Below are 12,269 nucleotides of genomic sequence, written 5' to 3' on the forward strand. Positions count from 1 at the left end.
CCCCAATCCCCGCTCAAAACGTCCTACATTGCCGCCACCGCACCGGCTCCTCGTGGCCGGGGCGTGGGTTGAGCTGGATGCGGACCGTGCGCAGGGACGGGTAGCGCTCCACTTCCCTGCAGATGCGCGGCCACACCTGGGCGTCGTCGCCGCTGCGGTCGACCACCAGGGTCATCTGCGTCTGCCAGATGCCGCGGATCACGCCCGGGGTGCCGGCCAGGGCCTTGGAGAGATCCTGGCGGTGGCGTTGTTCGGTGGCGGGGTCGGGCTCGGCCAGGTCGCCGGCGGCGTCGAGCGTCGGCGGGGGCGCGGCGGTCGCCGCGTTCGTCGGCGTGGCCGCGTCCTGTGTGGGGGCGGCAGTGGCGGCGGGCGCAGGTGGCGGCACGGAGGTGGCCACGGCTGCCGGCGGCTCCGCGGGTTGCTGCAACGCCAGCGCACCGACGCCGATCACCACGCCCAAGGCCAGCGACGCCAGGCCGGCGATGGCGATGTGGCGCTGCGCGCGGCGACGGCTGGCGCCGATCACGCCGTCTTCCAGTTCGCTGGGCAGGTAGGGCTTGAGCATCGGCCAGATGCGCCGGCCGTCGAGGATTTCCACCGCCTGCTTCTCCGCCGCGGCGATGCCGTCGCGCTGCACCTTGCCTTCGGTGATCAGGATGCCGCCTTGCGCGCCCATCAGCCGCGCCGCCGCACCCAGTTCGTTCACCGCGGCCGAGCCGATCCGGTAGGCGCGGCCGTGCTTGCACGACAGCAGCCAGCGCGCGTCGCCGCGGGTCATCACGAAATCGCTCTGCGGTTCCTGGCTCGTGTGCTCGTCGATGGTCGCGTCCTGCAGGTCGCGCTGTTCGCGCATCGCGCGCCGCACCATGTAGGAGAAATCGCGCCAGTGCAGGCCGGCCAGCGCATGCAGCCCGGCGCTGGTCTCGTTCTCGCGGCGCCGCACCAGCCACAGGTAGCCACTGGCCGCCAGCCATGCCGCGACTGCCAAGACCGTTGCCGCTATCCAGGAAAACATGCTCGCACCCGCACACGCGCCGAAAGAAGTCAGTGTATCGCCAGCGTGTCACGGCGCCGGCAAGGCGACAGCGGGGAACGGCGGACAGAAAAGACCCGCCAGTCCGAAGCCGAGAGGGGAGGGGAGCAAACGGTCTTCTGATGGACTGGCGGGTCCGTTTCGATTGTCTGGAAAAACGTGTTGCTTTGCAACAATCCGGTTACTCGGCCGTGGTCGGCGTCTCGCTGCGCTTGCGGCTGGCGCGCTTGGGCGCGGTCGCGCGCTTGGCTGGCGCGACCTTGGCGACCACCGGTCCGGCGCGGCGGCGCGCCGGTGCCGCGCGCTTGGCGGCGCCGGCGGGCGCTGCAGCGGTTTTCCTGGCGGCCTTCTTCGCCGCCGGCGCCTTGCCCGACGCCTGCGCCGCACGGCCGCCGCGCAGATGGCGCAGTTCGCCATTGAGCGCGTCCACGCGTTCGATCAGCGCGCCCAGGTCTTCGCGGCTGGGCACTTCCAGGCGGCGCAGGGCGCGTTGCACGCGGTCCTCGAACACCTTCTCCAGGCGGTCCCAGGTGTCGGCGGCGCGCTCGCGGGCCTGGCCGACCCGGTTCTCCACCGCATCGCGCACCGCGTCGACGCCGCCGCCGGCCAGCTTGCGCGTGCTCTGCTCCAGGCTCAGGCCTTCCTTCACCAGGGTCTCGAACAGCTTTCCGCCCTCGGCCTGCGCACGGCCGAACGCGCCGACGCCGGCCAGCCAGACCTGCTGCGCCGATTCGCCCAGGCGCTTGGACAGCTTCTCCGCCTGCGCCTGCAGGGTGTCGTCGGCAGCGGCGGTGCTGCGCTTCTTGCGCGCGGATTTCTTCAGAGTGGCCATGACGGTGCGGTTCCTTCGGCGGGTGAGTGGCGGGATTCGAGACTCGGGACTGTGACTAGAGTAATCACACCAGCGTGCCCGTGGGGTACGCGGACGACACGGTTGGCCGGCGCGGCGTTCGCTACGCCGGCGGCGCACGCCGGGTGCGGCGCGTGGCGCGGCGGTTGGCGATGACCTGGTCGACGTCGTCCAGCGCACGCCGCAGCCGCGCGGTGGTCTCGGTCATGCGCCGCGGCTGCACGTCCACGCCATCGAGGAAGGTGCGCCTGCGGTCGTTGAGGATGTCGTGGCGCAGTGCGATGCCGTGCGCGGCCAGCAGCGGCTCCAGCGTCTGCGCGTTGCGGCGCAGGTCGGACAAGGTGTTGCGGTAGGCGAGCTGGCACACGCGGTGACGCGCGGCGTAGCTGAAAAGATTGGTGAAGAACAGCTCGCCGTTGTCGGCGTTGGGCTCGAACACCAACTGGTCCACCTGCGGATACTGCCGGGCGTACTTCTCCAGCCCTACCTGCATGCGCGATTGCAGCAACGTGCGAAAGGTCTGCGACAGCACCGCCGGCAGGCCCCCGGCGAGCAGCCGCGCCCGGTCGACGTGGCCATTGCGGCGCGGCGCGTGGGTGGCGTCGTAGGGAACCAGCGGGTTGATCCCGATCATCAGGTCGATGCCGCGCTCCAGCAGGGTGGAGGCATGCATGGTGCGGCGCAGCGCGCCGTCCACGTAATGGTGGCCGTCGATCTGTACCGGCGGGTACAGCCCGGGCAGCGCCGCGCTGGCCTGGATCGCCAGCGAGATCGGCACGTGGTCCATGCCCGGCTCGCCGAAGCGCACCGTGCCGCCGCTGTCCAGGTCCACTGCGACCACGAACAGCTTGGTGCCCAACTCGCGGAAATCGTTGCTGCGACCGCGGCGGCTGAACACGTCCTGCAGGAAGCGCTCGACCCCGGCGTTGTCGAACAGGCCGCTGGGCACCAGCCCGCCGAAGCGGGTGATCAGGTCCGACCAGCGGGTCTTGCGCGGTTCGGTGAGCAGGTCGTGCCACCAGCCGTAGGCCAGCCGCGGCAGCGTCGCGGCGCGGCGCAGGTATTCGTAGACGTTGGGCCGCAGGAAGTCTTCCGGGCGGAAATGCGCATCGTCGCTGTTGCCGGTGACGAAGATCCGGCAGATCTCGACGCTGCTGACCCGGTTGGCCAGCCCTGCGGTGAGGAAGGCACCGGAGCTGACCCCGACGTAGCAATCCAGGCGGGTCAGGTCCAGTCCGTCCAGCGCTTCGTCCAGCGCGCGCAGCGCGCCCAGGCCGTACATGCCGCCGATCGGGCCGCCGCCGGCGATGGCCAGGCCGATGCGGCCGTTGGAATGGGGACGGGGCGAGGCGCTGTGGAGGGAGAGCATGCGCGGTCCGCAGGAGGCAGTGGCGCGAGTGTAGCCGAGCGCCGTGACGCTTGCGGTCGTGCCGGGCTGCGACCATCATCGGCGGCCATGGCGCGCAGCACTCCCGTCCTGGAACGACTCGGCCGCCGCCTGGCGTGGCACCAGGCGCTGCACGACCCCGTGCGCGAACCGCGCAACGCGCTGCGCTGGCTGCAGGAACTGCGGCGCTGGCAATCGGAGCGGCTGGAGCGCAGCTTCGAGCATTTCCTGGAGGACCCGCAGCGGCGCCCGGCGGCGATGTTCTTTCTCACCGACGTCTATGGCGACCGCGACTTCAGCCGTCGCGACGCCGACATCGTCAAGGTGTTGCCGATGATGCAGCGGCTGATGCCGGCGTCGTTGCTGGACACGGTCGCCGACGGCATCGAACTGGGTGCGCTCACGCATGCCCTGGATCTGCGCATGGCCGAGGCGCTGCAGGCCCTGGCGCCACGGCGCAAGCGCCTGGACGAAGCCTTGTATGCCGAAGCCTATCGGCAGACCGGGCTACCCCGGCTGCGCCAGCGCCAGATCGACCTGATCGCCCGCGTCGGCCTGGGCCTGGCCAAGGCGGTGCATACCCCGGGCGTGCGCATGCTGCTGCGCTTCGCCCGCGGCCCGGCCAAGGCGGCGGGGCTGTCGGAACTGCAGGGGTTTCTGGAACGCGGCTTCGACGCGTTTTCCACCCTGGGCGACGCCGAGGGGTTCATTGGCGATATCGAGACCACCGAGCGCGCCGTATCGCGGCGGTTGTTCGCGGGCGATCCGGATCCGTTTGCGTTGGAGTGAGGGCGCGGTTCCGTACCCTCACCCCAACCCCTCTCCCGGCGGGAGAGGGGCTTTGGCCGTTCCTTCTCCCCTCGGGAGAAGGTGCCCCGCAGGGGCGGATGAGGGTACGTGCGAAGCCTCGTGCAACTGCTTGCGTCAGCGCTTGGTACCGCACCCTCACCCCAATCCCTCTCCCGGCGGGAGAGGGGCTTTGGCTTCTCCCTTCTCCCGCCGGGAGAAGGTGCCCCGCAGGGGCGGATGAGGGTACGTGCGCAGCCTCGTGCAACTGATTGCGTCAGCGCTTGACGCCGCACCCTCACCCCAACCCCTCTCCCGGCGGGAGAGGGGCTTTGGCTTCTCCCTTCCCCCACCGGGAGAAGGTGCCCCGCAGGGGCGGATGAGGGTACGTGCGCCGCCTCGTGCAACTGCTCGCGTCAGCGCTTGACGCCGCACCCTCACCCCAACCCCTCTCCCGGCGGGAGAGGGGCTTTGGCTTCTCCCTTCTCCCCTCGGGAGAAGGTGCCCCGCAGGGGCGGATGAGGGTACGGGCGCAGCCTCGTGCAACTGCTTGCGTCAGCGCTTGACGCCGGACCCTCACCCCAACCCCTCTCCCGGCGGGAGAGGGGCTTTGGCTTCTCCCTTCTCCCCTCGGGAGAAGGTGCCCCGCAGGGGCGGATGAGGGTACGGGCGAAGCCTCGCGCAGCTGATTGCGTCAGCGCTCGACGCCGGACCCTCACCCCAACCCCTTTCCCGGTGGGAGAGGGGCTCAATTCCGTATCAGCCCAGCTTTTCCGCCAGCACGCGGCGGATCTCGCTTTCCACCGTGCCCTTCATCGCCGACAGCAGGAAGCCCAGTTCGGCGGTGACGTGCACCTGCTTGGGCAGCAGTTCGATGCGGCCGTCCACGCCCGAGCGCGAGAACAGCAAGGAATCGCCATCCCAGTGCGATTCCAGGTCGAAGCGCTCGGCCAGTTTCTTGGCGGCGGTTTCGATGGCCTTGCGGGCCTGCGCGGGGGTCTTGTCGTGGTCGTGGCGGATGTCGATGCTGGACATGCTGGCTCCTGTGCGGGCGGGTGCCCACGTGAACGATCAGGCATTGTGCGTATGCGCGGTGCATTGTCCAGCACGCGCGCTTCTGCGCGCGCAGGCAACCTGCTAGGCTGCCCGCCGTGCACGATCTGCTAGTCCATTTCAGCAACCGCCAACATCCCGACCGGCCCCTGCGCGCGGGCGTGCATCGCATCGTGCGGCTGGCCTCCGGCCAGGTCAGCGTGGTCGACGACACCCAGGGCGCGTTGCTGCTGGCGCAGTTCTGCCTGGACCGGCGCGGCCTGTGGCTGCAGGTCGCCAACGGCAGCCGCGGCATCCACGTCAACGGCCGCCCGGTGCGGCGCATGGCCTTGCTGCGCCCCGGCGACGCGGTCTACGCCGACGGCGTCGAAATGGTGGTGCAGGGCAAGTGCGAGCCGCTGCAGCGCCTGCCCGAGGTCAGCGAGGCCGAGCACGACGATCCGCGCCTGGTGCTGCGCGGCGTCGGCGGTCCGCATCATGGCCGCAGTTTCACCGTGGACCGCGTACGCAGCGTCGGCCGCCTGCGCGAGTGCGACATCCGCATCGACGATCCGGCCTGCGCCGAGCAGCATGCGCGCCTGGAACGGCATGGCGAGCGGGTGCTGCTGCGCGGCTTCGGCGATGCGCAGACCCAGGTCAACGGCGTCGCCGTGCGCAGCTGCTGGCTGCAGCCCGGCGACCAGGTGGTCTTCGATGCCCAGCACCGCTTCGTGCTGGAAGTGCCGCAGGTGGTCGGCGCCGAACCCCTGCGCGACGACCCGGCCCTGGCCGCGTTGGCGCTGACCCCGGCGGTGGCGCCGCGCCCGGCCACCGCGCGGCGCTGGCCGTGGCTGTTGCTCAGCGCCCTGCTGCTGGCCGCCGCGCTCAGCGGCCTGCTGTGGTTCGGCGCGCGCTGAGCGCCCGCCAGCCGCGCCAGCCCAGCAGCACCGCCAGGATCGCCGCGTACAGCAGCGGTTCGCGGATGTCCGATTTCACCAGCCACCAGAAGTGCAGCACGGCGAGCACGCCGATCGCATAGATCGCCTTGTGCAGCTTGCCCCAGTTGCGCTTGAGCCGGCGCATCCAGCCCTGGGTGGAGGTGACCGCCAGCGGCACCAGCAGCAACCAGGCCAGGAAGCCGACGGTGATGTAGGGGCGTTTGACGATCTCCTCGAAGATCTGCGTCCAGTAGCCGCGCAGGTCCAGCCCCAGATAGGCCGCCAGATGCACGGTCGCGTAGAAGAACGCGTACAGCCCGAACATGCGCCGGAAGCGCAGCAGCACCGATTGCCCGGTCAGTTGCCGCAGCGGCGTGATCGCCAGGGTCAGCAGCAGCAGCCGAAGCGCCCACAGCCCGGTGCGGTGCTCGACCTCGGCCACCGGATCGGCGCCGAGCGCATCGCTGCCGCTCTGCCACACCTGCCAGAACTGCCAGCCCAGATACGCCATCGGCGCCAGCGCCAGCGCATGCACCACCGCCTTGGCAGCGATCAACGAAGCGGAGGTCTTAGCCATGCGCCGTCATCGCGCCGTACTGGCACAGGTGCCACGCGGCACGCCGACTGCGATTCCAGCCGTCGCGCGACGCGGCCACCAGGCGCCGCGCTTTTCCCATTCCCGATTCCCAGTTCCCCATTCCCAGCCTCTCCTCAATACCATTTCTTCAGATCCATCCCCGCATACAGCGACGCCACCTGGTCGGCATAGCCGTTGAACGGGCGGGTGGGAATGCGCTCGGCGAACAGTTTGCTGGCCTTGCCGGCGATACGACGCTCGGTCTTCTGGCTCCAGCGCGGATGGTCCACCGCCGGATTGACGTTGGAGAAGAAGCCGTACTCGGACGGCTGCAACTCGTGCCAGGCGGTTTCCGGCATGCGCTCGACGAAGCGGATCTCGACGATCGACTTGATGCTCTTGAAACCGTACTTCCACGGCACCACCAGCCGCAGCGGCGCGCCGTTCTGCTGCGGCAGCGGCTTGCCGTACAGGCCGGTGGCGAGCAGGGTCAGCGGGTGCATGGCCTCGTCGATGCGCAGGCCTTCCTTGTACGGCCAGTCGATCGAGCTGTAGCGGACGCCGGGCATCTGCTGCGGATCGGCCAGGGTGGTGAAGGCGACGTACTTGGCCTTGGAGGTCGGCGCGAAGCGCTTGAGCACGTCGCCCAGCGGCACGCCCAGCCATGGGATCACCATCGACCAGCCTTCCACGCAGCGCAGGCGGTAGATCCGCTCCTCGGGCGTATGGCCCTTGAGCAGGTCGTCCAGGGACAGCGTGCCCGGCTTTTCGCATTCGCCGGACACCTTCACCGACCACGGCGAGGTGCGCAGGGTCTTGGCCGCCTTCGACGGGTCGGTCTTGTCGGTGCCGAACTCGTAGAAATTGTTGTAGCTGCTCACGTCCTCGTAGCGGGTCAGCTCCTCGTTGGTACGGAACCCGCTGCGCGCCTGCTCCGGCGTCACCACGGTCTTCGGCGGGGCCAGCGGCTCGGCGTCGGCGCAGCCGACCAGGCCGGCCACCGGGGTCAGCGCCAGGGCCTGCAACAGGCGCCGCCTGTCGCGGTAGACCGCCTCGTCGGTGATCTCGCGGCTGGGAACGGTGAGGGCATCGCGCAACGACATGGCGGACTCCTGGAGCGAAGGGGCGAGCGGTAGCGGGGACTTCAACACAGACTACGCATGCGCAGGGCGAATGGATGCAAATGCAACCTAAATTGCCCGGGCCGCAAGCTGTTGCGCTGCGGCATACTAGGGGTCCTGTCCGATAGGTGCCCCATGACACGCGCGTTCAATTTCAGTGCCGGCCCCGCTGCCTTGCCGGAATCGGTCCTGCGCCAGGCGCAGGCGGAGATGTTGGAGTGGAATGGCGTGGGCGCCTCGATCGTGGAGCTGAGCCACCGCGGCGCCGAGTTCATGGAGGTGGCGGCGCAGGCCGACGCCGACCTGCGCCGGCTGATCGGCATCCCCGACGACTACGCGGTGCTGTTCCTGGCCGGTGGCGCCACCACCCAGCAGGCGCTGCTGGCGTTGAACTTCGCTTCGCCCGGGCAGACGGTGGACTACGTGGTGACCGGGCATTGGGGCAAGACCGCGATCAAGCAGGTCGGGCCGTACGTCGACGTGCACGTGGCCGCCAGCAGCGAGGCCGACGGCTTCCGCGACATCCCGCCGCGCGCGGCCTGGCAACTGCGCGAGGATGCCGCCTACGTGCACATCACCGCCAACGAGACCATCCACGGCGTGGAGTTCCGCGACACGCCCGACGTCGGCGACGTGCCGCTGTTCGCCGACTTCAGCTCCAGCATCGCCTCCGAGCCGATCGACGTTTCAAAGTACGCGCTGATCTACGCTGGCGCGCAGAAGAACCTGGGTCCGGTCGGGGTGACGGTGGTGATCATCCGCCGCGACCTGCTCGAACGCGCCGGCCAGCCGCGCGCGGACATCTTCGACTACCGCTCGCATGTGGCGCGCGACTCCATGCTCAACACCCCGCCGACCTGGAACTGGTACCTGGCCGGGCTGGTGTTCAAGTGGATGCTGGCCGAAGGTGGAGTGGAGGCGTTCGCCGCGCGCAACCAGGCCAAGTCGGCCCTGGTGTATTCGGCGATCGACGCCTCCGGCGGTTTCTACCGCAACGAGGTCGCGGCGGCGGTGCGCTCGCGGATGAACATCCCGTTCTTCCTTCCGGACGAGACCCTCACCGCGCGCTTCGTCGCTGAGTCCAAGGCGGCCGGCCTGCTGGCGCTGAAGGGCCACAAGGCGGTCGGCGGCATCCGCGCGTCGCTGTACAACGCCATGCCCCTGGCCGGCGCGCAGGCGCTGGTGGCGTTCATGCGCGACTTCCAGCAGCGCCACGGCTGAGTCACCGATTTTTGTAGGAGCGGCTTCAGCCGCGACCGGATCGCTGCGGCGATCCGGACCACCGAGGAACCCACGATCCATGGCCGCAAAGCCGAAGAAATCTCCCGCCGCCGACGCCAAGCCGGCCAAGTCCGCGAAACCTGCCGCCACGCCGGCCCTGGCCGACGTGCGCGCCAAGATCGACGAGATCGATCGCACCATCCAGGCACTGATCGCCGAGCGCGCGCAGTTCGCGCACCAGGTCGGCAAGGCCAAGGGCAAGCTTGCCGCGGCAGTGGACTATTACCGCCCCGAGCGCGAGGCGCAGGTGCTGCGCATGGTGGTCGACCGCAACCAGGGCCCGCTCAGCGACGAAGTGCTGGTGCACGTGTTCCGCGAGATCATGTCCGCCTGCCTGGCGCAGCAGGAGCCGCTGAAGATCGGCTACCTGGGGCCGGAAGGCACCTTCAGCCAGCAGGCGGTGCTCAAGCACTTCGGCCGCTCGGCGGTGGGCCTGCCGATGGCCACCATCGAGGAAGTGTTCCAGGAAGTGGAAAGCGGCAACGCCGACTTCGGTGTGGTGCCGGTGGAGAACTCAGGGCAGGGCACGATCCAGGTCACGCTGGACATGTTCCTGACCTCCAACCTGAAGATCTGCGGCGAGACCGAGCTGCGCGTGCATCAGTTCCTGCTCTCGCGCAGCGGGCGGCTGGACGCGATCGAGCGGATCTACGCGCATCCGCAGTCGTTCGCGCAGACCGCCGGCTGGCTGCGCGCGAACCTGCCCAAGGTGGAGAAGATTCCGGTCTCCAGCAACGCCGAGGGCGCGCGCCGCGCGCGCAATGCCGACGATGCGGCGGCGATCGGCGGGGAGAGCGCGGCGCATGTGTATGCGCTGAAGAAGGTGATCATGAAGTCGATCGAGGACGACGCGGACAACACCACGCGCTTCCTGGTGATCGGGCGGCAGATCTTCCCGCCGTCGGGGCACGATCGCACTTCGGTGCTGGTGTTCATCCACGACAAGCCGGGTGCGCTGTTCGATGTGCTCAGTCCGTTTGCGCGGCATGGGATCAGCATGAACCGGATCGAGTCGCGGCCGTCGCATCAGGCGAAGTGGGAGTACGGGTTCTTCATCGATCTGGCGGGGCATGTGGAGGATGAGGCGATGAAGTTGGCGTTGGCGGAGTTGAAGGCGCATTCGGCGCAGATCAAGGTGTTGGGGTCGTATCCGGTGGCGGTGCCTTGAGGTGGTCGCGCGGTTGTGTCGGCACTGTCGTGGCGGGGCGCTTTGGTCACGAGGAGATGTGCACCTGTTGTAGGAGCGGCTTCAGCCGCGACGGAGCGTTCCTCGGGAATGAATCCCTTCTTCAACAGCAATAGCTTTGACGGCGATAGCAACAGCAACGGCAACAGCTTTCGCGCTGACGCGCGAGTCACTTTTCTTTGCTTGTGCAAAGAAGCGCTTTACAGCAGCCGGAGGCTGATCAAAGTAACCAAAACAAAGCACACCCGGGCGGGCTGCCCCGCGCTGCGCGCGGAGTCCGCGGTCACGACGGGACATCGGAAGGCACATCCATGTGCCTGCCGAAAACGACGCGCATCCTGCGCGTCGCCCCTGACGGGGTTTTACCCGCCGTGCCCGCCAGCCCTCACGGGGGATTGAGAGCAACAGCAACAGCAAGAGCAAACAGCAAGAGCAAGAGCAAGAGCAAGAGCAAAGAGCAAGAGCAAAGAGCAACAGCAAAGAGCAAAGAGCAAGAGCAAAGAGCAAGAGCAAAGAGCAAAGAGCAACAGCAAAGAGCAACAGCAAAGAGCAAGAGCAAACAGCAACAGCGAGAACAACAGCAACAGCGATGGCGGTGGCTGACTGGGTGTAAGCGTTGTAGTGGTGGCGCGAACGCCGGTAGCGGCCGCGGTGTCGTCGGGTAGGGGTGGATCTTCGGGTGGTTGGACTTTCAGGAACGATGATGAGCAACGAGCAAGGCTGGATCGCAACGCGCGGCACTGCGCTGCAGGGCACGCTGACGGTGCCGGGGGACAAGTCGGTGTCGCACCGGGCGGTGATGTTCGCAGCGTTGGCCGATGGCACGTCGCGGATCGAGGGGTTTCTCGAGGGCGAGGACACGCGTTCGACCGCGGCGATCTTCGCGCGGCTCGGGGTGCGGATCGAGACCCCGTCGCCGTCGCAGCGCGTCGTGCATGGGGTGGGCGTGGATGGGCTGCAGGCGCCGCAGGGCGAGCTGGATTGCGGCAACGCCGGCACCGGCATGCGCCTGCTCGCCGGGCTGCTCGCGGCGCAGCCGTTCGACAGCGTGCTGGTCGGCGATGCATCGCTGTCCAAGCGGCCGATGCGCCGGGTCACCGAGCCGCTGGCGCTGATGGGCGCGCGCATCGACACCGAGGCCAACGGCGTGCCGCCGCTGCGCATCCATGGCGGCCAGCCGCTGCGCGGCATCGAGTTCGTCTCGCCGGTGGCCAGTGCCCAGGTCAAGTCGGCGGTGCTGCTGGCCGGGCTGTACGCCGAGGGCGTCACCTCGGTGCGGGAACCGCATCCCACCCGCGACTACACCGAGCGCATGCTGTCCGCGTTCGGCGTGGACATCACGTTCTCGCCGGGCCAAGCGCGCCTGCACGGCGGTCAGCGCCTGCGCGCTACCGATATCGCGGTGCCGGCGGACTTCTCCTCGGCGGCGTTCTTCATCGTCGCCGCCAGCATCATTCCCGGCTCGGACATCACCCTCAAGGCGGTCGGACTCAATCCGCGCCGCACCGGCCTGCTGGCGGCGCTGCGGCTGATGGGCGCGGACATCGTCGAGCACAACCACAGCGAGCATGGCGGCGAGCCGGTCGCCGACCTGCGCGTGCGCTACGCGCCGCTGCGCGGTGCGACGATTCCGGAGAGCGTGGTGCCGGACATGATCGACGAGTTCCCGGCGCTGTTCGTGGCCGCGGCCGCGGCCGAAGGCCAGACCGTGGTCAGTGGCGCGGCGGAGCTGCGGGTCAAGGAGTCGGACCGCCTGGCGGCGATGGCAACGGGTCTGCGTAGCCTCGGCATCGTCGTCGACGAGACCCCGGACGGCGCCACCATCCATGGCGGCCCGCTGGGTGCGGGGACCATCGAGAGCCACGGCGACCATCGCATCGCCATGGCCTTCGCCATTGCCGGGCAGTTGGCGCAGGGCGAAGTGCGGATCGAGGACGTGGCGAACGTGGCGACGTCGTTCCCGGGCTTCGACACGTTGGCGCGCGGCGCTGGATTCGGGTTGCGCGCTGCCGGTTGAGGCATGACTGCGGCCTGCCGAGCGCAGGCCGCGGTGCGTGCATCGATTTCGGCATGTGCAG

At 68.9% G+C, this 12,269-nt stretch carries 12 protein-coding genes; 5 read left to right on the plus strand and 7 right to left on the minus strand.

From position 1 onward, the window contains the following. Window positions 1-13: 13 nt before the first annotated feature. From PG878_RS09640 to PG878_RS09650, 3 genes are all read right to left on the minus strand, one after another. Window positions 14-1,015 carry a restriction endonuclease gene (locus tag PG878_RS09640; protein ID WP_209031341.1) on the minus strand — a complete coding sequence of 334 codons (1,002 nt, stop codon included), beginning with the start codon at window positions 1,013-1,015 and terminating at the stop codon, window positions 14-16. A 199-nt stretch (window positions 1,016-1,214) separates the two neighbouring features. Continuing rightward, window positions 1,215-1,865 (minus strand): phasin family protein, encoded by a 651-nt coding sequence (locus PG878_RS09645; protein WP_209031342.1) that lies wholly within the window; start codon window positions 1,863-1,865, stop codon window positions 1,215-1,217. Window positions 1,866-1,986: 121 nt separating this feature from the next. Then, window positions 1,987-3,252: a patatin-like phospholipase family protein gene (locus PG878_RS09650; protein WP_209031343.1), complete on the minus strand. Its 1,266-nt coding sequence runs from the start codon at window positions 3,250-3,252 to the stop codon at window positions 1,987-1,989. A gap of 87 nt (window positions 3,253-3,339) precedes the next feature. Between PG878_RS09650 and PG878_RS09655 the strand changes: the two genes are divergently transcribed. Beyond that, on the plus strand, window positions 3,340-4,059 hold the full coding sequence (locus PG878_RS09655) for a DUF8198 family protein (protein ID WP_209031344.1): 720 nt from the start codon (window positions 3,340-3,342) through the stop codon (window positions 4,057-4,059). A gap of 756 nt (window positions 4,060-4,815) precedes the next feature. Here PG878_RS09655 and PG878_RS09660 read toward each other — a convergent pair. After that, the gene (locus PG878_RS09660) at window positions 4,816-5,091 is read right to left on the minus strand and encodes a polyhydroxyalkanoic acid system family protein (RefSeq protein WP_152236279.1); all 276 of its coding nucleotides are present in this window, start codon (window positions 5,089-5,091) and stop codon (window positions 4,816-4,818) included. 116 nt (window positions 5,092-5,207) lie between these two features. On the opposite strand from PG878_RS09660, the gene PG878_RS09665 reads away from it, so the two are divergent. Next, on the plus strand, window positions 5,208-6,005 hold the full coding sequence (locus PG878_RS09665; protein WP_209031345.1) for an FHA domain-containing protein: 798 nt from the start codon (window positions 5,208-5,210) through the stop codon (window positions 6,003-6,005). Here PG878_RS09665 and msrQ read toward each other — a convergent pair. Then, complete coding sequence (gene msrQ, locus PG878_RS09670; RefSeq protein WP_209031346.1) at window positions 5,974-6,603, minus strand: protein-methionine-sulfoxide reductase heme-binding subunit MsrQ; 630 nt, start codon at window positions 6,601-6,603, stop codon at window positions 5,974-5,976. The two genes, PG878_RS09665 and msrQ, sit on opposite strands and share 32 nt — an antisense overlap. Before the next feature lie 134 nt (window positions 6,604-6,737). Beyond that, complete coding sequence (gene msrP, locus PG878_RS09675) at window positions 6,738-7,706, minus strand: protein-methionine-sulfoxide reductase catalytic subunit MsrP (protein ID WP_209031347.1); 969 nt, start codon at window positions 7,704-7,706, stop codon at window positions 6,738-6,740. A 153-nt stretch (window positions 7,707-7,859) separates the two neighbouring features. On the opposite strand from msrP, the gene serC reads away from it, so the two are divergent. Together serC and pheA are read left to right on the plus strand one after the other, a co-directional pair. Next, window positions 7,860-8,945, plus strand: a complete 1,086-nt coding sequence (serC, locus tag PG878_RS09680) for a 3-phosphoserine/phosphohydroxythreonine transaminase (protein WP_209031348.1) — start codon at window positions 7,860-7,862, stop codon at window positions 8,943-8,945. A gap of 79 nt (window positions 8,946-9,024) precedes the next feature. Next, window positions 9,025-10,173, plus strand: coding sequence for a prephenate dehydratase (gene pheA / locus PG878_RS09685; RefSeq protein ID WP_017916069.1), 1,149 nt, complete (start codon window positions 9,025-9,027; stop codon window positions 10,171-10,173). 81 nt (window positions 10,174-10,254) lie between these two features. On the opposite strand, the gene PG878_RS09690 is transcribed toward pheA, so the two are convergent. Continuing rightward, entirely contained in the window at window positions 10,255-10,488 is a 234-nt protein-coding gene (locus PG878_RS09690) for a hypothetical protein (protein ID WP_209031349.1), read from the minus strand. Between the two features lie 403 nt (window positions 10,489-10,891). Between PG878_RS09690 and aroA the strand changes: the two genes are divergently transcribed. After that, on the plus strand, window positions 10,892-12,208 hold the full coding sequence (gene aroA / locus PG878_RS09695; protein ID WP_209031350.1) for a 3-phosphoshikimate 1-carboxyvinyltransferase: 1,317 nt from the start codon (window positions 10,892-10,894) through the stop codon (window positions 12,206-12,208). Window positions 12,209-12,269 lie beyond the last annotated feature (61 nt).

This window comes from Xanthomonas hawaiiensis, assembly GCF_031834635.1.
GTDB classification, from domain to species: domain Bacteria; phylum Pseudomonadota; class Gammaproteobacteria; order Xanthomonadales; family Xanthomonadaceae; genus Xanthomonas_A; species Xanthomonas_A sacchari.

Coding starts and splice junctions, on each gene's coding strand:
- PG878_RS09690 (WP_209031349.1), bottom strand. CDS start 10,488: ATGTCCCGTCGTGACCGCGGACTCCGCGCGCAGCGCGGGGCAGCCCGC.
- msrQ (WP_209031346.1), bottom strand. CDS start 6,603: ATGGCTAAGACCTCCGCTTCGTTGATCGCTGCCAAGGCGGTGGTGCAT.
- PG878_RS09650 (WP_209031343.1), bottom strand. CDS start 3,252: ATGCTCTCCCTCCACAGCGCCTCGCCCCGTCCCCATTCCAACGGCCGC.
- PG878_RS09640 (WP_209031341.1), bottom strand. CDS start 1,015: ATGTTTTCCTGGATAGCGGCAACGGTCTTGGCAGTCGCGGCATGGCTG.
- pheA (WP_017916069.1), top strand. CDS start 9,025: ATGGCCGCAAAGCCGAAGAAATCTCCCGCCGCCGACGCCAAGCCGGCC.
- PG878_RS09645 (WP_209031342.1), bottom strand. CDS start 1,865: ATGGCCACTCTGAAGAAATCCGCGCGCAAGAAGCGCAGCACCGCCGCT.
- msrP (WP_209031347.1), bottom strand. CDS start 7,706: ATGTCGTTGCGCGATGCCCTCACCGTTCCCAGCCGCGAGATCACCGAC.
- PG878_RS09660 (WP_152236279.1), bottom strand. CDS start 5,091: ATGTCCAGCATCGACATCCGCCACGACCACGACAAGACCCCCGCGCAG.
- aroA (WP_209031350.1), top strand. CDS start 10,892: ATGATGAGCAACGAGCAAGGCTGGATCGCAACGCGCGGCACTGCGCTG.
- serC (WP_209031348.1), top strand. CDS start 7,860: ATGACACGCGCGTTCAATTTCAGTGCCGGCCCCGCTGCCTTGCCGGAA.
- PG878_RS09655 (WP_209031344.1), top strand. CDS start 3,340: ATGGCGCGCAGCACTCCCGTCCTGGAACGACTCGGCCGCCGCCTGGCG.